The sequence below is a fragment of the Mycobacterium sp. NPDC050441 genome, from assembly GCF_040655355.1.
Lineage (GTDB): Bacteria > Actinomycetota > Actinomycetes > Mycobacteriales > Mycobacteriaceae > Mycobacterium.
This window is the reverse complement of the sequence record NZ_JBFAJS010000001.1, coordinates 692,918-715,628: the sequence shown is the minus strand read 5'-3', so window position 1 is coordinate 715,628 and position 22,711 is coordinate 692,918. Positions and strand designations below refer to the sequence as shown.

Below are 22,711 nucleotides of genomic sequence, written 5' to 3'. Positions count from 1 at the left end.
TCTAACGTTACTCCCTCGATCTAGGCGGGTAGCTCGGCGCAGACCTGGACTAGTTCTGGATTGAAGCTGAGAAATCCCTTGATCGGAAGGCTCTCTGGCGGTGGATCATCGTAGCTCCATGCGATGTCACGTAGTTCCGCGCCATTGGCGTCCGCCGACCAGTACGTAGCAGGGCCCTTGTAATCGCAGAAGCTAGACGAGGGCGACTGTCGCAGACGGCTCATTCTGACCAAAGCGGGCGAGACATACAGGCGGGGTTCGAGCGTCGTCTCGAAGACGATGATGGTGTCGTCCGTATCAACAAGCGTGACACCGGGAACCGTGACGCGCAGTCGTCGACGACTCGGACGGCAGTCGACACGGTGGTAGGGATTGGGTGGATAGTTGACCAGGACGCGTCCTTCCTCAATCCAAGAATCAACACATTTCCACGGGACAAGCGCATATCCGGGCGCACTCGGTTCAGGGCGGTGCGGAAGCTCGCGTACGACGTCTAGTGGGAACGCATACCGCAAGAACTTGTCTGGTCGGTGAACCAGCAATGCCCGTTCTGTGTCGATGACTACCCGGCCGTCGAGGATGGCTTGGACGCGCCGGGGATGAGGCTCCACATATACGACGCCGTCAGGCAGCGGTTGGGAGTACCACCCGGCTGGGTTGCTGCCCAGCGGGCCGCTCGGAGTAGTGAGTGCCATGCGGGCTTTGGCTCCTTACTGATGCACACGCAGTTCTGGCTGGGAGCCCGTGGTAGTCGCGGCTCCCAGCCGAGCGTAGTTCACTGACGCCAGTCGTTGAAAGATGTCATTGACATTTTTCAGCGAAATGCACACACTATTTGTGATGACGGACACAGATGCACCCACGACGAAGCGCGATGCTCAGCGCCTGGAGACGCGCCAGCGCATCTACGACGCTGCTCTAGCCGAGTTCAAGCGGTCCGGGATGGCAGATGCCGATGTAGGTGCCATCGTGGCGGAGGCGGGCGTGGCGCGAGGAACGTTCTACTTCCACTTCCCGACCAAGGAGCACGTGCTCGAAGAGGCCGAAGGCGACTTGGTCGTGCGGATGGCCGCTGATCTCGGCAAGTTCACCGACGCTGAGCCTGAGCTGTGGTCAGTTCTCGAAGAGATTGTCAGGCTGGTGGTCGCGTCAGAAACTCGTCTCGGTACGAGACTCTTCCGAGATGTGCTTGCACTGCATTTCTCGACAACGAGGCCGCCGGGCTTCGCCAAATCGACCGATCACCCTCTTGTCGCGAGTCTGAGCGAGCAGATACAGCTCGCCCAAAAGGCGGGTACTGCTCATCCCGAGGCTGATCCAGACGAGAGCGCGCTGTTTTTCCTCCTCGGTGTGTACTCCCTGCTGGTGACGGTTCACCAGTCCAAGGCCGCGCGCGGACGCATTCTGCAGGGATTCGTCAAAAGTACGCGGCGAGGGTTGGAGGCGGCGTGACGGTCCCAGCCGCTTCATTTCCCTCTGGCCGCTCTCATCGAGCATCAACCGCAATAGAAAGGCATCTCCATGTGGCAGGACATACTTCGGATCGCAATCGGTTGGGGGGGCGCGGGACTGCTAGTCGCGTTCTGGTATCGCATCATGCGGGGGATCGGGACATTCTGACACCGCATGTAGTGCTCTGCTGCGGCGTTGGCTCCTCATGACAGGCGCAGCGCCGGCCCTTGCGGTCGAGCGGACAACGGCGCTGGTCGCTGTCACGTTGTCGGACGGCCGACGGCAGGGTGCGCGACTTGTCTCCGGTGAGCGCGCGGCATTCGGCATGAACCAAGGTCGTAGTGTAGTGGAAGTGCCATATCCGGCACCGGTTCTGGACTGGGGCACCCGCGCCGTGACGTGTGGGGTCGCATTGCAATGCGCACCATCGAAAGATGCAGTCGCGAGATTCGATCTACATCAGCTCACCGCACGCCAGGCTCAAGCGTTGCGGATCACCGAAGGATCGGTGGCGCTGGGTTGGGTAGCCGAACAATGGCCCGGCCTCCTGCCGGAGTGCAAACGCCATCTCCCTGAACTAGATCCCGTTGCGGCCGATACCTCTGCCGAGGAGATGCTCGACAGGGCAATGGTTCTCGCTCGGTCGCGGATTGCTCTGGGCGAGTATCCGCTATTGGGCAGGCTGACGCCGGCCGCGCCGCCCCCGCGTGGGCTCGCGGCAATGGCGCGGCGTATGCGGGGACGTATGCCCTGGGGATCCAAGCAGACTCATTTGCGTGTTGGGTACTCGATCCCCGTTGCCGGTGAGGGGGGAGTCCGTAATCCGAACCTGCCACCTCCCAGTCGTCCAGACGACGATGGGGAACTAGAGATTCGCGACGATCTTCGCCAGGGCATCCCGTATCCGGAATGGAACGCATGGACGGAGCGATTCTTGCCGCGTTATGTCGCTGTTCTCGAGCGAAAGGTGTCTGCCCAAAGCCAGCGGTATCGTCCGGTATCTGCCGACATTCGTAGGTACTTCCAGGAGCAGACGCACAGGGTGCACAAGAACGGCCTCGATGACGGATGCGAACTCGATATCGATCGGTATGTCGATCACTATGTAGATTCACTGACCGGGCATTCTTCGGACGGCCGCGTGTTTCGTGATCTGCTGCCGGGGTACCGAGACGTCACCACAGCTCTGCTTCTCGATGGCAGCTCATCTCTCGGGGTGGGGCAGGGCAAGTTGTTCAAGCTTGAACTGGCATGTGCCGACGCGCTTTCTCACGCCATGAAGATGGCTCGTGAACGCCACGGTGTCTTCGTGTTCAGTGGCAACACCCGCCACCGGGTGGAGGTCAACTGCCTGAAAGATTTTGATGAGCCACGCCTTGTGGTTCCCAGTGGATTCGGTTTGAGCACAGGTGGCTACACCCGACTCGGGGCGCCGTTGCGCCATCTGTCGAGTCGTCTGCTCCATCAACCGTCGTCACGGCGCTTGCTGATTGTGATCGGGGACGGACTCATATCTGACGAGGGCTATGAAGGCCGCTACGCGTGGGCCGACGTGGCCCATGCGGTCGAAGAGGCAGAGGACGCCGGCATCTCGATTTATTACATCGGGGTAGGCCCCGTACGGGTGGACCCGTTACCGGAGGTCTTCGGACCGCGAAAATCGCGACGTATCAGGCGAATTGACGAACTACCAGACGTACTGGCCAGTGTGCATCGAGAACTGGTTGCTGCATGACTTTCCCACGTGAGGAACAGATGACGATGGTGAAATACCAATCCAACGGCAACGAGGAACAAATCTTCGTTAACGCGTTTGATCGAAGGCTCCCGGTGATGCTGACCGGGCCTACCGGGTGCGGCAAAACCCGATTTGTTGAGTACATGGGTGAGCTTCTTGGCCTCCCGGTGATGACGATCAGCTGCCATGACGATCTGACAAGTTCGGACCTTGTCGGCAGGTTCATGGTGACTGGCGGGGACGTGGTCTGGAGTGACGGGCCGCTCACGCGGGCTGTGAAGCAGGGTGCGATTTGCTACCTCGATGAGGTGGTGGAGGCGCGCCACGATTCCCTGGCCGTCCTGCATTCGCTGACCGATCACCGTCGAACCCTGTTTTTGGATCGGTCGGGTGAGGTCCTGGTCGCTCCCGACAGCTTCATGCTGGTGTGCTCCTACAACCCTGCCTACCGAAGTTCGCTGAAGGAACTCAAGCCCTCATTCCGGCAACGTTTCGTCACGCTCGGCATGGACTATCTGCCTCCAGATCGAGAAGTTGAGGTGTTGGTATCCGAAACCGGTGTGGACCATGCCAGCGCAGAACGACTAGTCAAGTGTGCCAACAGTATTCGTGGTGCCGACGACGCCTTCCACTTTGAGCCTCCTTCGACGCGCGTGTTGGTCACGGCCGCTCAACTCGTTGCTGCGGGCATCGATGAGCTGGAAGCAGTCGATGTCTGCGTGCTCGCGCCGTTGAGCACCGAAGGGGCAGTCACAGACGGGCTGAGAGAGACCGCAGCGGCCAGCCTGCTCGCGGCCGAATCATCGGCTAATCGCTAGTCAGAAGGGAGCGAAACACCAATGAATGAACGAGACAGGCAGAAGAGGCGAGCGCTCATCGCGTTCCAGATCTTTGTCTACGGGTATCTCATCATCCAGTTCGGCATACAACTGCACATGTCCTTCACCCGCGGATACTGGGGGTAAGGAACATGAACATTCCACTGATCAGCCGCAAGTCAGACAAAGCAGCTGCACCGGCGTCGGGCAATCGCTTCATCTCCTACGACGATCATGATGAGGCAAGCAGGCAGGCTGAGCGCAGCGCAGACAAGTGGCTCATCGCCGGGACGCTGCTGATGGGCACCAACGCCGCCGGGATCTTCGGATTTCCCCTATTCCTATGGGGATTGAAGAAGATGCGGGTGGCCAGCCAAGCCGGGCTCTCGGTGCGCCCCATCATGGTGACACTTATCGGATACCTGGTGATCCTCGATGCGGGATTGAATACCCAGGGCTGGATTCTCGACATGGTCGGCAACCACACACTGGTCTACCGGGTGCTCTATACCGGCTGGGGCAACCTGTTCGACATGGGCTACTTCTGGCATTACAACCAGCTGTGGATCGGTGGGGCCGGCGCTCCCGGTGAGAAAGGTTGGGAGTTCGCCCTCATACTCATCGTCTTCCCCATGCGCATCGCTGCAGCCATCGCATTCCTTCAAATGAAACGCTGGGGCTACCAATGGCTCATCGTCACCTGCTGGTTCGGTGTCGTGATCTGGGTGGGCTACGTCATGAACATGACCGTCTACGCCGACCTCCGATACACCGGGACCGCGCTGCCCGTAATCGGCTGGTGGCTCTACGACATCGTATACATAACACCGTTCCTGGCCATCCCATATCTACACACGGTCAATCGCGAAATATTCTCGGAATAAGGGGAATTCAATGACGAACCCGCCATCCACCGCTGATGAACAGACAAGCGGGGAACCCAAGCAAGAAGCGCTCGCGTTGGGCACCACCAAACAATGGGCCAACATGCATAAATGGCTCAAACGCGGCATACTCGTCTGCCTCACCGCGCTAGTCATTGAAGGCGCCTTTACTCTGCCGTTCATAATGATCTATTACGGTTACCCGACCCTAGGGTTCCGCGACATCTGCAGTGAGCTGATGAAGGTGCGCTACAACGACACTTCGTTGGAATGCAAGCATCCTTACGACTTCCCCGGCCCGCCCTTTGGTAGTGCTCCGGAAGCTGCAGGCATCAATACCGCACTCGATGAGTGGGGCGTGCAGCCCAAACCGCAGTACCCGCGGCTGGGATTCCGGGAGCTGGTCCGCATACACGACGAGCGTGTCGCCCGCGAGGCTGCTGAGGCAGCCCATCAAAGCGCCACACCGTAACCGAGCTCGCTCGGCTTGACAAAAATATACGCTTGAGTTTACTTAAGGCGGAACGCCGACGCGCCGGCATGGCGCGCGGCGAGGGCGCCAATAAGGAGAAACACGTGACATCACCAACGGACCGCCTGATGGCCATGCTGGGGACGTCGGATTGCTACGACGTCGCCCCGCACGATCTGTTGACCGAGCAGCTGGCGGCCGCCAACGAGCGGTTGGAAAGCCAGTTCGATTCGATCGGACTACTGCGGCACCGTTCTGAAGCCGGTGGCACCACCACGATCAACAAGCCAGCCGACCTAGTGCCATTGCTATTTGCCCACACAACCTACAAGAGCTACTCAGAGGGGTGGCTCACAGACCGACAATGGGACCGCATGGGTCGTTGGCTCAACACCGTTTCAACCCGCCCGGTTGAGGACGTCAATCTGGACGGCGTTGAGACTCTTGATGGCTGGATCAAACAGATGGAAACCGTCGGGCACTACCTGTCGTGCTCGAGCGGCACCACCGGCAAGCCGGCGATCATGAGCGGCACAGAAGGAGACATCGACTTCTCGGCTCGCGGAAACGCCGAGGGAATCGTGTGGGCTCTTGGGCTCAACCCCGATGCCAGAAGGAAGTTCTTTGGCATCGGACCGCAATTCGCCGCGCCCAGGGAGAGCGCGATCCGAGAGGAGATGATCGCGGCGATCGCACCGGGTGTCGAGCCGTTCCAATTCGGTTCGGAGCCGATCACCGTCGGCTCAATGGTCGAGATGATCGTACTGCGACGCAAGATCGCCGATGGCACGGCGAAGCCCTCGGAGATCGCTGAGTTCGAACAGATCGCGGCGAAGCGCGGCGCGGAAATGGTCGCCTCATCGGAGGAGACTGTTGACGCGCTGATCGCGGCGCGCAGCCAGCCCATCATGGTGAGTGGGATGTTCGGCCAGCTCTACCCAATTGCCGAAGCTGTGCGGGAAAAGGGTTACAGTGGCAGCGATTTCCACGCCGAGAACTCGATGTTCGTGGCCGGCGGCCTGAAAGGTGCGGTGCTTCCCGAGAACTACCGCGAGTACATCCTAGAAACGTTCAACGTCACAGAGCGGCGGATGTACCACATGTACAGCATGCGCGAGCTGAACTCCACGTTCCCGCTGTGCAGCGCCGAGCGGTACCACATCCCACCATGGGTAATTGCTCTTCCGCTCGACGTGAGCGGCGAACAGCTTCTTGAGGTCGGCAACGATGATGTCGAGGCGCGCGCCGCATTCATGGACCTGTCCATCGAGGGCCGATGGGGCGGCATCATCAGCGGGGACAAGATCGCGATCAATTTCGGCAAGTGCGCCTGTAGGCATCAGGGGCCTACGGTCGCCCGAGAGATCATGCGGTTCTCCGATCTCCCGGACGGGGACAAGATCAGCTGCGCGGGCAGCATCGACGCATACGTTCGGGGTGTTTCATGACTTCAACACCCGCACAGGTACTCGCCGCGCCGCACTTCATTCGCGGCACGCTCGTCGAAGGCAATGCGGTACAGCACCGCTCACGTGACCTGGGCGCTGACTTCAGCACTCCGCCGATCGACCTCGACGCGATTGTCACCCCACGTTCGGAGCTCCCTCCGCTGCTCGGGATGAAGGTCGCCGAGATCATCGATTTCCTCGTCGAAGTGGGTGAGCGGCTGCATCTAGATCGCAATCCCTATCTGCAGGAATGTCTGGAGCACATCGCGGCGACCAATCCGCTGCCGCGGCGAGTGGTCGAGAACCTCTACCGTGAGGCGCCCTACTATCTCAACCGCCAACTGCTCGAAAGCATGGTGGAGTCCAACTTCGATCGTCCCGAAGCGCTCGACGGGTGGGTGGAGAAGGTCGACGCGTTCGGAAGCAAGCTCGCGGTGCGCGCCTTCCCGCCGCGGATCGTGCACATGCTGGCCGGAAACGCGCCGGCGGGCTGTATCGCGTCCATTGCCCAGGGGGCGATCGTTAAGGCCGTCAACCTGTTCAAGATGCCCTCCAGTGATCCCTTCACCACCGTGGCCGTGCTTCGCACCATGGCAGATATCGATCCGAATCACCCTGTGGTGCAATCGATGACTGCGGTGTACTGGCAGGGTGGAGACGAAGCCATCGAACGGACCCTGTACCGGCCTCAATATTTCGACAAGATCGTGGCGTGGGGCGGCGGGCCGGCGATCAACAACGTGATCCGTTACCTCGGCCCAGGCATACAACTGGTGTCCTTCGATCCCAAGTCCTCCATCTCGATGATCGGCCGCGAGGCGTTCGAGTCCGACTCGACGATGGACGAGGTGGCCGAGCGACTGGCGTTGGACACCACGGTGTTCAACCAGGAGGCCTGTCTTGCCAGCCGATTTGTGTTCGCCGAGGGGGAGCGTGCACAGGTCGAGACCTTCTGCGCCAAGCTGGCTGAGCGTCTGGCGATGGATCGCGACTATGCCTCTGCCAAAGCGTTGCCGCCGCCGGCAGAGGTCCGTGAAGAAGTCGAGATCATGTCGGCGATGGGTGAGCTCAAGACCTGGGGCCGCGACGACGGAAGTGGCCTGGTGATCTTGTCGGACGCGCCAGTGAATTTCCATCCGTCCAATAAGACTTCCAATATCGTTACGGTGGGGTCTTTGCAGGATGCGGTGCGCTACGTGAACGTGGCGACGCAGACCATCGGCGTCTATCCCTACGAACGCAAAGTCGTGCTGCGCGATCAGCTTGCGGCCGCCGGTGCCCAGCGTCTGTGTCGCCTGGGAACCGCCAACGCGCACGCCCTGGGCAGTCCTCACGATGCGATGTATCCGCTGCAACGTTTGGTTCACTGGATGGCCGACGACGACATATCCCTCAATCTGACCTGATTCCGCATTGGAGAGAGATGCCGAACCAACTGTCCTACCCACTGTTTGACGCGGATAACCACCTTTATGAGACTCCGGAGTCGTTGACCAAGTACCTGCCCGAGCACTACAAAGACTTGATCCAGTACGTCCAGGTGAATGGCCGAACCAAGATCGCGATTGCAGGACAGATCAGCAATTACATCCCCAATCCCACGTTCGAGGTCGTCGCCCGGCCCGGCGCCATGGAGGGCTATTTCCAGAACGGGAACCCCGAAGGCAAGAGCCGGCGCGAGATCTTCGGTGAGCCAATGCGTTCCATTGCTGCGTTCCGGGAGCCCGGTCCACGCTTGCAGCTGATGGACGAGCTCGGTGTGGACCGCTCGCTGATGTTCCCGACACTGGCCAGCCTGATCGAAGAACGTCTGCGCGATGACCCGGTGGCAAGCCACGTGGTGGTGCATGCGTTAAACCGATGGCTGGATGAGGTTTGGGGATTCAACTACCACAACCGCATCTTCACGACACCGGTGATCACGTTGCCGATCGTGGAGAAGGCGATTGAGGAGTTGGATTGGGTGGTCGGGCGAGGCGCACGGGTGATCTTGGTCCGGCCGGCTCCTGTTCCCGGCTATCGTGGGCCGCGCTCGTTTGCACTACCCGAGTTCGATCCTTTCTGGCAGCGCTGCGTCGAACACGATGTCCTGGTGGCAATGCACACCTCCGACAGCGGCTATGCCCGCTATGACGCGGAATGGGACGGCGGCAACCAGGAGTATCGCCCCTTTGAAACCCACGCGATGAGCATGCTGAACGAGTGGCGCCCGGTACAGGATGCCGTCGCGTCCTGGGTGATTCACGGTGCCCTGTATCGAGTTCCGGGTCTGAAGGTGTCAGTTATCGAAGCCGGCTCCAAGTGGCTGTTCCCGCTACTCGACAACCTCGCCGATGTCTACAGAAAGACGCCAGAGAGCTTCCCGGGCGGAGATCCAGTGAGTCTCATCAAGTCTCGCATTCACGTGAGCCCGTTCTACGAAGAAGGTGTGTCGGATCTGATCGACCTCATCGGCGTAGATCGAGTTCTATACGGCTCCGACTACCCCCATCCCGAAGGGCTCTCCCAGCCGGCTCACTACGCTGACGCGCTTCATCACCTCAGCACCGAGGATCAGGCAAAGATCATGGGCGGCAACCTCTCCCGACTGGTCACCGTCTGATGCCGCGGTCGAGAGCACAACGGAGGTATCCGTGCGGGTTGGAGTGATGGTCGGTGCCGAACGTGGTGACCTGACAAGAAAGATCACCGGACTGTGTGCCGACGCACAGTGGGCCGAAGCCGCCATGCTCGACACGGTGTGGGTGCCACAAGTGCCCAACGACTTCGATGCACTGACGGCGCTGACGCTCATGGGCGCCAAGACCACGCGTATCGAATTGGGCACAGCAGTGATTCCCATGCAGGCCCAGCACCCGATTGCCCTGGCCCGCCAAGCGTTATCGGTACACGGAGCCACCTCAGCCAGGATTGCTCTCGGTGTGGGGCCTTCGCACCATTGGGTGGTCGCGGACATGTTGGGTTTGCCCTATCAGCGGCCCGCCAGCTACGCGCGCGATTATCTGGCCGTGCTTGCGGCGGCATTGGGTGGCAAGGGGTCGGTGGATGTGGACAACGAAACATTCCGCGTGCACAACCCGTTTGTCTTAGAACCGGTCGACCCGATGCCGGTGCTTCTGGCTGCTCTGGGACCTCGCATGCTGACCCTGGCAGGGGAGCGGGCCGACGGCACCATCTTGTGGATGGCGGATGTGCGCGCGGTTGCCGACCATGTGGTTCCGCGCATCACACGAGCCGCCGAGAACGTTGGCCGGCCCCACCCACGAATCATCGCGGGGGTTCCGGTGTGCCTGTGCGCGAATACCGACATTCCGGTTGCCAGAGAACGCGCGAACCAAGTGTTGGGGGAGGCCGAGGTCTCACCGAATTACCAGAGGCTCCTCGAGCAGGGAGACGCTGAGAACGTGGGTGACATCTGTGTCGCCGGGGATGCGGAGGCGATTCTCAAGCAGTTTCGACGGTTTGCAGATGCGGGGGTCACGGATCTGGCGGTCCGGCTCTTGCCGATCGGTGATTCCCGCGAGCAACTGGTGGCGTCAAAGAGACGAACGCGGGATCTTGTCAGTGCGCTCGCCAGGGAGTTGCGGTGAACGAGGCCAGCGACGTGGTGGTGATCATTGGTGCGGGTGCCATTGGCACCGCCATCGCTCGTCGCCAGGGGGCAGGACGGACTGTGGTGCTGGCCGACTGCGACGAAGAGGCTCTGGACAAGGTTGAGGGCGTCCTTCGTGATGAAGGGCATGACGTCGTCGGCTACTCAGTCGATATGTCGGTGCGCGGCGCGGTTTCCGATCTGGCACGTGAGATCCGCTGGCGGGGTCGGATAACTCAACTGGTGATGGCTGCCGGTCTCACACCGACGCAGGGCAGCGTTGCCGAGATTTTGGCCGTCAACCTGCAAGGTGTCGGTGCGGTACTGGAGTCATTCGGCAGCGTCATCAGCCGCGGTGGCGCGGGAGTGGTCGTGTCCAGCATTGCTGGACACCTGACTGGGCGACTCAATAGCGATCAGGAGCAGTCGCTGGCTGGCGTGTGGGCCGACGAGTTGCTCGATCTGCCTTTCACCGACCCGGAGCGGTTTGATGATCCTGCGGCGGCGTATGCGGTCGCCAAACGGGCCAACCACATCCTCGTTCAAGCAGCTGCGATCCGATGGGGTTGGCAGGGAGCACGAGTCAACTCGATCAGTCCCGGAATGATATGCACCCCTGCGGGTAAACGCGAAATGGCTTCCGCATCGGCGTCGAGGCTGCGACATATCGTCAGCGAAGCGGGAATGGGACGTAGCGGGACGCCTGATGACGTAGCCGCTGCGGCAGCGTTCCTGCTCAGCCCTGAGGCGAGTTTCATCACCGGAAGCGACCTCATTATCGATGGGGGAGTGGTTGCTGCGATGCGCACGGGCCAGCTGTCGCTACTCGATGCATGACGCGGGTGGCGCGGTAGCCGGCGCCGCCCACCGCGAACATCCACCGCACAAACATCAGCTAGAGCTGTGTCCTGCCTGAGACAAATTCATCGTGAACGTATACTTTGTTTCTTGTGACGACCCGACGAGGCAGGCCCACGCAGGCTGAAGCGAAGGCACTTGATCTCACCGTGCGTAAAGCGGCAGTGGCGACCTTCATCCAGAGCGGCTACGACGGCGCGACCATGGAAGCGATCGCTAAGGCCGCCGGCATCACGAAACGCTCCCTGTACGCGCGTTATGCGGATAAGCATGCGCTATTTGTCGATGTTATCCCTTGGGCACTGTCGCGTTTCGAAGATGACCGCTCCGACGTGTTCCTCAAGGAGCAGGACCTGGAAACAGCGCTGGTCGCTGTCGGTCGCGCCGCGCTCAAGCGGGCGGTCAATCCGGAAAACGTACGACTCAAGCGCATCGCGATGAATGAGGGCGGGCGTTTCCCGGAGTTCAACGTGACAGCGGAATCGATGATGTGGTCGGGCCGCCAACGTGTGGTTACCGAGCTTCTGCGCCGTCACGAGGCCAACGGTGAGATCAAGGTTGATGACGTGGAGTTGGCCGCCGAGCATTTCCTGGCGATGGTCGAAGCACTTCCAGCACGGTTTGCCGATTTCGGTATATATCGCAGCAAAGCGCAGAACGAACGACATCTGCAGCAGGCGGTTTCATTGTTTTTGCGCGGTGTCGTACCGCGGTGATCTGAGGCTCGGCCGTACCCCGGGGGCGTTCAGGGTAGGTTAGCCTCCGGTGGGTGGTTGAGCCAGGACCGGATGTCGTCGTCGAGTTCGACTCCGAACGACTTCAACATCCACCCGAGTGTTTCATACGCGCCCACGGTGAACACAACGTCCAGGATTTGTTGTATGTCAAATGATTCCGATAGGACGGCGAGTGTATCTGGTTGTATGGCGCCGGACTCGATGAGCTCATCGACCGCCCGCAGCAACGCGGCCTCGTGAGTTGACCATGCGGGTGCGTCAGGCCCCCACGCAATCCAGCTGAGCTCATCGTTGTCGATACCGACGTCATGGGCCATGACGACATGCTGGGCCCACTCGTAACTCGATTGTCGGACTGCGGCTGTACGTAGGACCAATAGCTCGCGTTCTCGTTCGGAGAGCGTGGTGGTGCGCAGATTGTGGCCGTTGAACGTAAAGAATGCCTGTGCCAATGCGGGATGGTGGGCCAACACACCCAGGATGTTGAGCGCTTTTGGGCGGCCATCGTGTTTGGGTCGGGGGTGGCGCGGGTTTGGTGGACTCATGGCCGCCATGGCGGTGTGCATCTCATGCGGCCACTCTGCGACCGGAAGCGGCTGGAATGATTTCATCGTGAAACCTGTTCTGCGAGTGTCAGTTTTGCGTCGTCTGAGACAGCGATTGCGTCACCAGGTAGCTTGCGAGGCCCTCGTGCCCGAGTTCGCGTCCGTAGCCGCTGCTCTTCATCCCGCCGAACGGGGCCAATGGATCCATGATGTAGCCCTGATTCACGCCGAATGAACCTGCCCGGACACGGCTGGCGATATCGCGTCCATGCGCGACATCGGCAGTGAAGACTGCCCCTGCTAGGCCGTAGTCGGAGTCGTTGGCGATCTCGACGGCCTGATCCTCATCGCGGTAGGCGATCACCGTCAAGACGGGTCCAAAGATCTCTTCACGCGCGATGCGCATGTTGTTGTCGGCGTCAGCGAAGAGCGTTGGTGTGACATAACAACCGCGGTCCAAGTCGACAGGTGTACCGCTACCACCGACGACCAGTCGTGCACCTTCGCGCACGCCCTCCTCGATGTAGTCGCTGACTCGGCGCTGCTGAAGCTCTGAGACCAGAGGTCCGATATCGGTAGAAGGGTCTTCTGGGTCGCCCACGATGAGCGTGCCGATCTCGTAGGCGAGCGCATCGATGAACTCGGCTTGGCGCTGCTCTGGAACCAGAATTCGAGTCAGCGCGTTGCACACCTGTCCGCTGTTGGACATGCTTGCTGCTCGGATTGCTCCTGCTGTTTTGAAGGGGTCGGCATCTGGAAGGACGATTGCGGCCGACTTGCCGCCGAGTTCGAGGCTTGCCTGCTTGAGATTGGCGGCGCAGGCGAGGGCAACCTGCCGTCCGGCGACCGTTGATCCTGTGAAGGACACTTTGTCGATCCCGCGGTGGCTGACCAGCGCCTCGCCCACGTCGCTGCCCCCAGGAAGTACGCTGACCACGCCCGGAGGCAGATCAGCGGCTTCGAGCAGCTCGGCGAGCAGTACCGCATCGAGTGCGGCCTCCGGCGAGGGTTTGATCACGACAGTGCACCCGGCCAGCAATGCCGGCACCAATTTTCCGATGGTGAGAAACTGCGGCATGTTCCATGGGACGACAGCCGCCACCACGCCGACGGGTTGTCGTCCGATCTGAATATCGGCACCGTACATCCCGGGTCGCGCCTCCTGCCAAGGGAACTCGTCGGCCAGATCGCAGAATGCCATCATCGCCATCATTGGCAGACGGACCTGAGCACGCCTGGAGAAGGTGATCGGCGCGCCCATTTCTGCGGTGATTCGCTTGGCCATCTCGCCCCGGTTTGCTTCATATTCCGAGGCAAGGCGCCGGACAGCGGCGATCCGTTCCGCTGGCGCTTGGCGAGGCCATGGACCCGAATCAAACGCGTTGCGCGCCTCGGTAACCGCTTGATTGACCTCGGTGGGCGTGGCTGCAGCCACCGCGGCGATCACTTCGCCACTGTGTGGCGAAGTCACCGAGATGATAGGGGCCGATTCTGGTGTGATCCAGCGTCCCCCGACAAACACTCTGCTCTGGTGCAACACCGGCTTTCCCTTCGTAGAACCCTTGAATGATGGTCAAAGCGGGGCTGCTATCGGCGGTGATAGACCTTTCCGCCTTTCATCACCATCCGAACGTCGCGCGTCACGGTGATGTCCTGCAACGGGTTTCCCGGCACTGCGATGATGTCGGCGAGCAGCCCTTCTGCCAGTCGACCCCGGTCGGTGACGTTGATCAAATCGGCGGCCACCACCGTGGCAGCGCGCAGCACCGCCGCTGGTGGCATGCCCCACTCCACCAGCGTGACGAGTTCGTCGGCGTTGCGGCCGTGCGGGATGGCAGGTGCGTCGGTACCGACGGCGATCTTCACGCCGGCCTCGTAGGCTGCCTTGATGGAGGTCTCGGCCTTCGGGAACATCTCGGCTGCCTTGTCCTGCAGTACCTTCGGTGCCTTCGAGACGTCCATGGCCTGGGCCAGGCGGCGAGTGGTGACCAGGAACCGGTCGTTGTCGACGAGCTTCTGGATGGCCTCGTCGTCCATCAGGAATCCGTGCTCGATGCAGTCGATGCCGCAGTCGACGGCGTGCTTGACGGCCTCGGCGCCGTGGGTGTGGGCCGCGACCCGCAGCCCGCGTCGGTGCGCCTCGTCGACGATGACGCGCAACTCCTCGTCGGAATAGTGTTGCGCCCCGGCCTCTCCGGTAAGCGACATGACACCGCCGGAACAGCACACCTTGATCAGCTGGGCGCCGTGCTTGATCTGGTAGCGCACCGCCTTGCGGATCTCGTCGACCCCGTTGGCGATGCCCTCTTCGATCGTCAACTCCAGCACGCCCGGCATGAACGCCGCGAACATGGTGGGGTCGAGGTGCCCGCCGGTGGGGGTGATGGCGTGACCGGCGGGGATGATGCGGGGTCCGTCGATCCAGCCCGCGTCGATGGCCTTGCCGAGGGCGACGTCGAGCAGGTATCCACCGGTCTTGACGAACAATCCGAGGTTGCGCACAGTGGTGAACCCGGCGCGCAGGGTGCGCCGGGCGTTGCCCACTGCGCGCAGCACGCGGGTCGGGGGATCGTCCTGCACCTGGGACAGGCCTGGGTTCTCACCCCGGCCACCCATGAGCAGGTTGACCTCCATGTCCATCAATCCCGGTAAGAGAATGAGATCTCCAAGGTCGAGTACATCGTCGGAAGCCTCAGGCGCACAGCCAATACTTGCGATCCTGTCACCGTCAATACGGATGACAGCAGGCGTGAGAACCTCGCCGGCATCGACATCGAGGAAACCGGCAGCTTTGAGGGTCAGCACAGGCTAGATCACCGGTTCCCAAAAGCAATTGAGATAGGCCGCGCCGCTGTCCGGTACGCGAGGCTGTTTCCACACTTCGACCGGAAACGAGACGGTGATCAGCGACTGCAACAAGTGCATCAGGGTGCGCACGTCGTCGGGCAGCGACGTGAGTTCGTAGCGGTCGACGAAGGCCAGTGCCTCGGGCAATCGGGGGAAGGCGACGTCATAGAACGCCTGCATCTCCTCCATCGATGACGTCAGGCGCTTGGCGTAGCGTTCACCTTCGGTGGCCAGGTCCCAGTCCAGAAAGGGGCCTAGGTCTGAGAACTCTGCAGGCAGTCGATCAGTGCTGAGTTGGGATGCTGCCATTCTCATACTCCTTGACGTAGTCGTGGGCGGACTTGTGCAGGGCGCGTAGAAGAATTTCCTGGTCGTTGAGCGGAAATTCGGTGATGGCTCGGGATTCGAGCATCGTCTGCGTCGCTTCCAAGGTGTTGGCGTCCTGGAGTCCGAATTCTTTGAATGTGGCCGCCGCCAACTCTTGGGCAAGTCGCTCCCTGGCGTTCCTGGGCGGAGCGAAATACATTGTGCCTTCGAAGATGTGCCTGTTCACGGCGGTCGGCCAGAAGTGGTAGGTCATGAACCATCCCGGCTCCCAGAACAGCAGCATGAAGTTGGGGAAGAAGTGAAAGGAGTCGGTGCCCCAGTACTTGAATCGTCCGGGGTTGATGCCGGCCGGAAGGTTGTCGAGTCCATGGACGTCGGGTTTGTCCCAGGGGCCGAAGAGGCCGCTGCGCAGGACCTGGTCCATTGGTTTGACAATGTCGAGCCGCTTGGGTGGGGACTGTCCGCCTCCAGACGACACCATTCCGTGCGGATCGGCGACCTCGTAGTGGATGGCTTCGTAGCCGTGGGCCATGATCTTGGCGGCTTCGTCTTTGGTGTATTGCTTATTGTGTAGCACCGGGGCGTGGTAAAACTCGGCGAATGCATCGATGAACAGTTTCCAGTTGCTGCCGATTTCGGCGCGGTAGCGATAGACCTCCGTCATCTCATGGAACGGATAGCCTTCGATGCCGTGCGCCAACGTACCCAGATAGTCACGAAGCGGCGCGGCTTTGTCATCGACGTTGATGAAGATGAACCCTTCCCACACTTCGCATCGAACCGACTTGAGGCCATACCTCGACTTGTCGAGATCGAAGAACTCGTCCTCTTGTTGAACGAAGTTGAGACCGCCGTCCAGGTCGTAGCGCCAGGCATGGTACTTGCAGGTGAACTGCCGGCAGCTCCCGTGAGTTTCTTCGCCGGGAAAGTCCTTCCATACCAGCTTGTTTCCGCGGTGACGGCAGATGTTGTAGAAGGCGTGAATCTCGCCGTCGCCGCCGTTGACGATGATGAACGAACTGCTCACCACCGCGAGTTCGCGGGTGAAATAGCTTCCCTTGCGTGGGACTTGCTCGATACGGCCCACGTTTAGCCAGGTCCGCCGGAAGATGGCGTTGCGTTCCTTCTCGTAGTGCGCGGGGTCTATCGAGTCGGTGTAATCGACCGGAGCGGTTCCGAGGTCGGGGTAACTCTCGGTCCAGCTACCCGCAGTCGGTTTCTCGAAGTAGTGGGTGGTGGTCACCTGTTCACCTTTCTGGTCGCAACGTGGATGGATGCGGGGCCGCAGCGTGTTCAGTCAGGTCGCGGCATCGACCTTGGGTTGTTGCGAAACTAACGCGGGCAGATCAACATCATCAAAATATACGAAATCGTGTACTTATGCCTACTTGGCGAGGTACATTTTTGTCAACCTAGGACTATGTCCTGATCGCCAACGGAACGGAGCCTCATGATTTTTCACGATGCCCCGGTGCGTCGCGTTGATCGCGTGGAAGTGGTCGATGCCCGTGCCCGAGCAAGCCGTCGAAACCTCAGGTACCGGCTGGCGGTGCTCGCAGTGTCCACCGAGGAAGCAGTGCGCGCGGCAGGCGGGCTGATCTGCGATCGTGCGATGAACGGGTGGGATGTGACGGTGGTGGCGGCCACGCTTGGGGACCTGCGGGCATTGCAGGTTGTGGGTGCCGACGTCGTCGAGCTGGACTCCGCACTGGCGGGACCGAACTCTGGCCCCCCTCCACATGCGCTGGCGATCTCGGCACAGTTGTGTAGGGCTGATGAACGGGTACGTGTCGGATTGCTGGACACGATGAGAACCGGAAGAACCGAGGTCACCCTATGGGGGGAGATGCCGACACTCGAACTGGGCAGCCCGTTGACGGTGGTGCACCATCAGTTGACGATTGCGGCGATAGCGTTTAAGTCCCGGGCCTTGGGCACGCTGATAGACCACACTGAGGTGTTCGGGATGGGGCCAGTAGTGGGCCGACGGCCGTGGCCCCAGGATCTGGCGCCGGCCAGCTAGCGGTGGTCGCGGCCGTCGACGATGACCCCGGCTGCGGTTTCTATCGGCTTGATGACCGAGGTGAAGTCGGAGTCGGGGCCTTCCTGGCGCAGGGCTGCTTCCCATTGTTCGGCGACGGCAATGGCGATGGTTGAGCTAACACCCAGGCGTGTCACCTCTTCGAGGTAGAGCCTTACATCTTTGACCATCAGGCCGGTGGCGAATCCGAAATCGAAGGTTCGCGGTAGGACCGCGCGGGGGAATTTGTCTCTGCTGGCATGGGTAGCTCCCGAGCCTGCGTTGAGCACGTCGATCATCACGCGTGGATCCAACCCGGCTTTGACGCCCATCACCACCACTTCTGATGTCGCGGCCAGTGTCGCGGCCGCCATGAGATTGTTGACCAGTTTCATTGTCTGTGCCGAGCCGGGGCTCTCGCCGACAAAGACTGGGCGTCCCAGGATTTCGAGGATGTCGGTCAGCGCCTCAAAATCGGCGCGGGCCCCCGAGACCATGAGTGCCAGGGTGCCGTTTTGGGCGCCCGAGACCCCGCCGCTGACGGGACTATCCAGGGCAGCGATGCCGCGGGCCTGCAAGGCGTGGTGGATGGTGCGCGAGATGTCACTTCCTACGGTGGATAAGTCGACGAAACGCTGGACCTGGCCACCGTGCATGATTCCGTCTATGCCCGTGGTTACATCGAGCGATGCCTGTAGCGAGGGCAGGCTGGCCAGGACAGTGTCGGTGGTATCTGCAACTCGACGTGCAGATGGTGCCGACCGGGCTCCGAGTTTGACTGCGGCGGCCACTGCCTCAGCACGCATGTCGAAGACGGTGACATCGTGGCCGGCCTGGACGAGGCGGCTGGCCATCGGGAACCCCATGTGGCCGAGGCCGATGAATCCTAGTCTCACGGTTGCCTTCCTTATTGGGAATCGAGGTCGGTGAATACCTCGCGGGCGAGTCGGAAGCTGTCGACGGCGGCGGGAATGCCGGCATAGATCGCGACTTGGAGGAACACCTCGCGGATCTCTTCGCGGGTCACGCCGTTGGTTAACGCCGCGCGAATATGGGTTTTCAACTCGTGGGGACGATTGAGGGCTGCGATCATCGCCAGGTTGAGCATGCTGCGAGTCTTGAGCGTGAGGTCATCTCGTCCCCATACCGCACCCCAGCAGTACTCGGTGACGAGGTCCTGTAGAGGTTTGCTGAAGGTGTCGCCGTTGCGAGTGGCCTCGGCGACATAGTCGGCGCCGAGGACCTCGGAGCGGATCTTGGCTCCCTTGTCGTATGTCTGCTTGTCCATGCGTGCTCCGATCGCTGATTGGTTCAGGTGTTCCGGCCGCCGTTGACGCCCAGGATCTGACCGGTGATGTATCCGGCATCGTCGGATACCAGGAATGCGCATGCGGCTGCGATATCTTCAGGCCGTCCGACTCGGCGCACGGGCGTACGTTCGATTATGTCCTCGACCGTGCCGCCAAGGAGGCCGTTGCGTTCGGCTTTGCGCAACATCGGAGTGTCGACGAATCCAGGTGGTACGGCATTGACCGTGATGCCCATCGGGCCGAACTCGAGGGCCAGGCTTTTGGTCAATCCGTTGACGGCGGATTTGGCGGCGACGTAGTGCGCCATGTGGGCCACACCGGAGTGCGTGCTCGACGAGGAGATGTTGACGATGCGTCCCCATCCTGCAGCGACCATGTCTGGCAGTACTGCCTGGATGGTGTGAAACACCCCGTGCAGGTTGACGTTGATCACTGTTGACCACAGATCGAATCCGATGTTGGTGAACCGTTTGTAGCCCTCCAGGCCGGCAGCGTTGACCAGGATGGTCACCGGCCCGAGTTCGTTGCGGATCAGGCGCAGCGCCGCACCGATCTGTTCGGGATCTGTTACGTCGGCAACATGTGCATTGGGATTGTCGATCGGGTTAAGGTCAAGTGTGGCAACCTGGTAGCCGTTTCTTCTCAGACGCTCGGCGATAGCCTGACCGATGCCGGAAGCGCCACCGGTAACGAGGGCCGTCCTCATGACCAAGGCTCATCCCCTTCGATAGTGGTCCGGTGCATGGTGCGTTCCGAGGTCGGGTCGTAGGGGAGTGCGCGGTGCAGCATGCCCGTGTTGTCCCAGATGACAACGTCCCCGACGGTCCACTGATGGGTGTAGCAGAACCGTTGCTGCGTAGTCCATTCCAGAAGTTCGTCGAGCAGTCGTCGACTTTCTGCCGGCTCCATACCCACGATATGGTCGGCGGTGGCACCGATCACCAGTGACCTACGCCCGTCTTGTCGTCGCCACACCAAAGCGCTTTCTCGGGTCGGAATCGAACGATAGGCCGCGAGTTCTTTCTCTGTGGGGTCGGGGTTCACCAAACGCTGAGCTGCCTCGAAACTGTGCACTACCCGAAGTGTGTCGTACAGCGCGCGCTCGTGGTCGGGAAGATTCTCATAGGCCGCGTAGGTGTTGGCGAATTCGGTTCCGCCGCCCACCATGGCGACGTGGCGTGCGGTGAGCATGGTGGCCTTGGCCGGTACCGCGTTGGTGGTGTCGTCGATATGCCAACAGAACGTGCCCTTGAGGTACTCCGCAGCGGCATTCTTGGCCGGATCCAGCGATACGGTGAAGATCTCACGCCCATTGGGCGCCAGCACGTTTCCCAGTGCACGTGAAAGGGTCAACTGGGCCTCGTCATCGAGATGTGCGCCCCGGATCAGTACTACACCCCGCCACTTGAGAGCTTCTCGGCATTGGGCGAAGACTGCGGGATCAGAAAGATCTTCGAAGTCGACCAATTCGGCGCCCAGTTCCGGGCCCAGTGCAACAGTACGGGCCATTGCGGCCTCACCTTCTCTTCGTGATGACGTCGGGGTCGGTGCCGGTGAGGAATCGACTCGTAGCCAATGGATTTTCCGGGGTGATCACAACGCCACCACCACGGTTTTTGTCGCGGTCACTTCGTCGAGCGCTTCAACACCCTTCTCGCGGCCGTACCCAGACTTCTTGAAGCCTCCGAACGGAAGCTCGACACCTCCGCCCGCGCCGTAGGTGTTGACATAAACCTGACCAGCGATGAGTTCGGCGGCCAAGCGATGGGCCCGCGACACGTCACGGGTCCACAGTGCGGCCAGAAGTCCGTAGGACGTGCCGTTGGCCAGCGCGATCGCCTCATTCTCGTCGCAGAATGTGTTGACCGTCAGGACCGGGCCGAACACCTCTTCCTGCGCGATCAGAGAGTCGGGGTCGACGCCGTCAATGAGGGTGGGGGAGAAGTAGGCACCGTCGGCGAGTGCGGTGTCGAGGGGAGCACTTCCGCCGCAGATGATTTCGCCTTTCGCAACGCCGTCGACGAACTCTTGCACGCGCGCTTGCTGTTTGTGTGAGATCAGCGGGCCGAGGTCGCGGTCTTCGATTCCTCGGCCGATCGTGACTCGTGCGAACCGGTTGGCGACCAGGTCGATTACTGCGTCGTGCACAGATTCGTGAACCAACAGGCGTGAACCCGCCGAGCAGGTCTGTCCGGCATTTTGCAGAATCGCCTTGGTGATGAACTGAGCTGCGCGGGGCAAGTCTGCGTCCCCGAAGACGATTTGTGGAGATTTGCCTCCCAGTTCTAGGACGGCTGGTGCGACGCGTTCGGCGGCAGTGTGTGCGATCTCGGTGCCAACGCGAGTGGAGCCAACGAACCCCAGTAGGTCGACGTCGGGATGCGCCGCCAGGCCGGCGCCAGTCTCGGCCCCGATGCCAGTCACTACGTTGAACACCCCGGCGGGAAGTCCCGCCCGCAGGGCCAGCTTGGCGAACTCCACAGCGGTACGTGGTGTTTCGTCTGCTGGCTTTAGCACGGTGGCATTGCCAGCTGCGACGGCGGGGGCAACCGCCCGCGACAGCAGCTGCATGGGGTAGTTCCAGGCGACGATGTGTCCGGTGACACCGAGCGGTTCGCGACGCGTGTAGACGTGGAGGTCGTCGGTGAGCGGAATTGATTGACCGTAGTAGGTGTCGATCGCATGCGCGTAGAAGCGGAAGTAGCGTGCCGATACGAGAACGTCGGAACTCGCCTGGCTCAATGGCTTTCCGGTGTCTTCGCACTCCAGCACGGCGAGACGGTCGCGTTCGGCGGTGATGAGATCCGCGAGTCGGTTCAGCACTGCAGCTCGGGTTGAGGGAGCAGTACGCCGCCAGCTCCTTTGCGCGCCCCGAGCCGATTGGACCGCTTGATCGACGTCATCGCGGCTTGCGCGCGCAACGAGTCCAAGCGACCGTCCTGTGGAGGGGTCGATGTTGTCGTAGAAATCGCGTGAGGCTACCGACGTACCGCCGATGAAAGACTCAGTTATCGACACTTCGACTCCTTGCCATCAGATAAGTCCCAGCGCTCACACATGTTTCGGTGCGACGGCGTACTCCGTGAGCGGACCACGACTGAACCCAATAAATACCCGCAAACGTATACTTGTGTCAATCGAGGGGTGTCGACATGGAGGGGTGCGGCCCAAAAATACACAACAACGTGTACTTAATCGGCTGCGGAGCGCTATGCTGCCTGCATGCGAGCCAAGGTATGCGCAGCGGTGGCTTTGGCCTTAGTCGCGGTGATGCCGCACCCGGTGGCCACCGCGGATCCGGTGGACCCGTCTGCGTGCAACGATCCGATCTGTGTGCCCGGTATCAACCGGGTCGTCGAGCTTGGCTCGTATTGTGACAACATCATTTTTCACGTGTTCGCGACCACTCCGCAGGGACGGGTCGTGTTCTGCGATTCGGCAAAAGGTTTGGCTCCGCGCTATTTCCGATCGCTTCCGCTGGCCGGCATTCGCGAGTACAACGCACCGTGCACGCTGCCTTACAACGAGATGGCCCAAGCGCCGGACGGGTTGTTCTTGTTGTGCGGGATGGCTTTGCGGGAGACGGGTGAGGCCGATAGTCGTTGGATCCGTGGCGATCACTGGGATAACTAGATCGGACCGACAGGGCCGCTGGGCGGCCGC

At 61.0% G+C, this 22,711-nt stretch carries 24 protein-coding genes; 13 read left to right on the top strand and 11 right to left on the bottom strand.

Annotated elements, in window-relative coordinates:
• Nucleotides 1–20: 20 nt before the first annotated feature.
• Nucleotides 21–695: a DUF427 domain-containing protein gene (locus AB0I14_RS03630; RefSeq protein ID WP_358015940.1), complete on the bottom strand. Its 675-nt coding sequence runs from the start codon at nucleotides 693–695 to the stop codon at nucleotides 21–23.
• 103 nt (nucleotides 696–798) lie between these two features.
• Here AB0I14_RS03630 and AB0I14_RS03625 point away from each other — a divergent pair, with 103 nt between their 5' ends.
• The 11 genes from AB0I14_RS03625 (at nucleotide 799) to AB0I14_RS03575 (ending at nucleotide 11,978) form a co-directional block, all read left to right on the top strand.
• A complete protein-coding gene (locus tag AB0I14_RS03625; protein ID WP_358015937.1) occupies nucleotides 799–1,452 on the top strand; it encodes a TetR/AcrR family transcriptional regulator in 654 nt (217 codons plus the stop codon).
• A 205-nt stretch (nucleotides 1,453–1,657) separates the two neighbouring features.
• Nucleotides 1,658–3,187, top strand: coding sequence for a VWA domain-containing protein (locus AB0I14_RS03620; RefSeq protein ID WP_358015934.1), 1,530 nt, complete (start codon nucleotides 1,658–1,660; stop codon nucleotides 3,185–3,187).
• Nucleotides 3,188–3,207: 20 nt separating this feature from the next.
• Nucleotides 3,208–4,008: a CbbQ/NirQ/NorQ/GpvN family protein gene (locus AB0I14_RS03615; RefSeq protein ID WP_358016760.1), complete on the top strand. Its 801-nt coding sequence runs from the start codon at nucleotides 3,208–3,210 to the stop codon at nucleotides 4,006–4,008.
• 152 nt (nucleotides 4,009–4,160) lie between these two features.
• Nucleotides 4,161–4,892, top strand: a complete 732-nt coding sequence (locus AB0I14_RS03610; protein ID WP_358015931.1) for a hypothetical protein — start codon at nucleotides 4,161–4,163, stop codon at nucleotides 4,890–4,892.
• Between the two features lie 10 nt (nucleotides 4,893–4,902).
• Entirely contained in the window at nucleotides 4,903–5,364 is a 462-nt protein-coding gene (locus tag AB0I14_RS03605) for a hypothetical protein (protein WP_358015928.1), read from the top strand.
• A gap of 32 nt (nucleotides 5,365–5,396) precedes the next feature.
• A complete protein-coding gene (locus AB0I14_RS03600) occupies nucleotides 5,397–6,812 on the top strand; it encodes a hypothetical protein (RefSeq protein ID WP_358015925.1) in 1,416 nt (471 codons plus the stop codon).
• Nucleotides 6,809–8,218, top strand: a complete 1,410-nt coding sequence (locus AB0I14_RS03595) for an acyl-CoA reductase (RefSeq protein ID WP_358015922.1) — start codon at nucleotides 6,809–6,811, stop codon at nucleotides 8,216–8,218. Before AB0I14_RS03600 ends, AB0I14_RS03595 begins: the two co-directional genes overlap by 4 nt.
• Before the next feature lie 17 nt (nucleotides 8,219–8,235).
• Nucleotides 8,236–9,414: an amidohydrolase family protein gene (locus AB0I14_RS03590; RefSeq protein ID WP_358015919.1), complete on the top strand. Its 1,179-nt coding sequence runs from the start codon at nucleotides 8,236–8,238 to the stop codon at nucleotides 9,412–9,414.
• Nucleotides 9,415–9,445: 31 nt separating this feature from the next.
• Nucleotides 9,446–10,402, top strand: coding sequence for a TIGR03564 family F420-dependent LLM class oxidoreductase (locus tag AB0I14_RS03585; protein WP_358015916.1), 957 nt, complete (start codon nucleotides 9,446–9,448; stop codon nucleotides 10,400–10,402).
• Nucleotides 10,399–11,241, top strand: a complete 843-nt coding sequence (locus tag AB0I14_RS03580; protein WP_358015913.1) for an SDR family oxidoreductase — start codon at nucleotides 10,399–10,401, stop codon at nucleotides 11,239–11,241. The genes AB0I14_RS03585 and AB0I14_RS03580 overlap by 4 nt, the downstream gene beginning before the upstream one ends.
• 113 nt (nucleotides 11,242–11,354) lie before the next feature.
• A complete protein-coding gene (locus AB0I14_RS03575) occupies nucleotides 11,355–11,978 on the top strand; it encodes a TetR/AcrR family transcriptional regulator (protein ID WP_358015910.1) in 624 nt (207 codons plus the stop codon).
• Between the two features lie 29 nt (nucleotides 11,979–12,007).
• Here the strand turns inward: AB0I14_RS03575 and AB0I14_RS03570 are convergent, their stop codons facing one another.
• The 5 genes from AB0I14_RS03570 to AB0I14_RS03550 form a co-directional block, all read right to left on the bottom strand.
• Nucleotides 12,008–12,451, bottom strand: coding sequence for a carboxymuconolactone decarboxylase family protein (locus AB0I14_RS03570; protein ID WP_358015907.1), 444 nt, complete (start codon nucleotides 12,449–12,451; stop codon nucleotides 12,008–12,010).
• Nucleotides 12,452–12,632: 181 nt separating this feature from the next.
• Nucleotides 12,633–14,081, bottom strand: a complete 1,449-nt coding sequence (locus tag AB0I14_RS03565) for an aldehyde dehydrogenase (protein ID WP_358016757.1) — start codon at nucleotides 14,079–14,081, stop codon at nucleotides 12,633–12,635.
• Nucleotides 14,082–14,131: 50 nt separating this feature from the next.
• A complete protein-coding gene (locus tag AB0I14_RS03560; RefSeq protein ID WP_358015904.1) occupies nucleotides 14,132–15,349 on the bottom strand; it encodes an amidohydrolase family protein in 1,218 nt (405 codons plus the stop codon).
• Nucleotides 15,350–15,352: 3 nt separating this feature from the next.
• Nucleotides 15,353–15,700, bottom strand: a complete 348-nt coding sequence (locus AB0I14_RS03555; protein ID WP_358015901.1) for a hypothetical protein — start codon at nucleotides 15,698–15,700, stop codon at nucleotides 15,353–15,355.
• On the bottom strand, nucleotides 15,675–16,961 hold the full coding sequence (locus AB0I14_RS03550; RefSeq protein WP_358015898.1) for an aromatic ring-hydroxylating dioxygenase subunit alpha: 1,287 nt from the start codon (nucleotides 16,959–16,961) through the stop codon (nucleotides 15,675–15,677). The genes AB0I14_RS03555 and AB0I14_RS03550 overlap by 26 nt, the downstream gene beginning before the upstream one ends.
• Before the next feature lie 228 nt (nucleotides 16,962–17,189).
• Between AB0I14_RS03550 and AB0I14_RS03545 the strand changes: the two genes are divergently transcribed.
• Nucleotides 17,190–17,741, top strand: a complete 552-nt coding sequence (locus AB0I14_RS03545) for a hypothetical protein (RefSeq protein ID WP_358015895.1) — start codon at nucleotides 17,190–17,192, stop codon at nucleotides 17,739–17,741.
• On the opposite strand, the gene AB0I14_RS03540 is transcribed toward AB0I14_RS03545, so the two are convergent.
• From AB0I14_RS03540 to AB0I14_RS03520, 5 genes are all read right to left on the bottom strand, one after another.
• Nucleotides 17,738–18,634 carry an NAD(P)-dependent oxidoreductase gene (locus AB0I14_RS03540; protein ID WP_358015893.1) on the bottom strand — a complete coding sequence of 299 codons (897 nt, stop codon included), beginning with the start codon at nucleotides 18,632–18,634 and terminating at the stop codon, nucleotides 17,738–17,740. The two genes, AB0I14_RS03545 and AB0I14_RS03540, sit on opposite strands and share 4 nt — an antisense overlap.
• Nucleotides 18,635–18,645: 11 nt before the next feature.
• The gene (locus AB0I14_RS03535; RefSeq protein ID WP_358015890.1) at nucleotides 18,646–19,026 is read right to left on the bottom strand and encodes a carboxymuconolactone decarboxylase family protein; all 381 of its coding nucleotides are present in this window, start codon (nucleotides 19,024–19,026) and stop codon (nucleotides 18,646–18,648) included.
• A gap of 23 nt (nucleotides 19,027–19,049) precedes the next feature.
• Nucleotides 19,050–19,754 carry a 3-oxoacyl-ACP reductase FabG gene (fabG, locus tag AB0I14_RS03530; RefSeq protein WP_358015887.1) on the bottom strand — a complete coding sequence of 235 codons (705 nt, stop codon included), beginning with the start codon at nucleotides 19,752–19,754 and terminating at the stop codon, nucleotides 19,050–19,052.
• Complete coding sequence (locus AB0I14_RS03525; protein WP_301682178.1) at nucleotides 19,751–20,557, bottom strand: TauD/TfdA family dioxygenase; 807 nt, start codon at nucleotides 20,555–20,557, stop codon at nucleotides 19,751–19,753. Before AB0I14_RS03525 ends, fabG begins: the two co-directional genes overlap by 4 nt.
• Before the next feature lie 84 nt (nucleotides 20,558–20,641).
• Nucleotides 20,642–22,066, bottom strand: a complete 1,425-nt coding sequence (locus AB0I14_RS03520; RefSeq protein ID WP_358015884.1) for an aldehyde dehydrogenase family protein — start codon at nucleotides 22,064–22,066, stop codon at nucleotides 20,642–20,644.
• A 204-nt stretch (nucleotides 22,067–22,270) separates the two neighbouring features.
• On the opposite strand from AB0I14_RS03520, the gene AB0I14_RS03515 reads away from it, so the two are divergent.
• Nucleotides 22,271–22,681 carry a hypothetical protein gene (locus AB0I14_RS03515; protein WP_358015881.1) on the top strand — a complete coding sequence of 137 codons (411 nt, stop codon included), beginning with the start codon at nucleotides 22,271–22,273 and terminating at the stop codon, nucleotides 22,679–22,681.
• Nucleotides 22,682–22,711 lie beyond the last annotated feature (30 nt).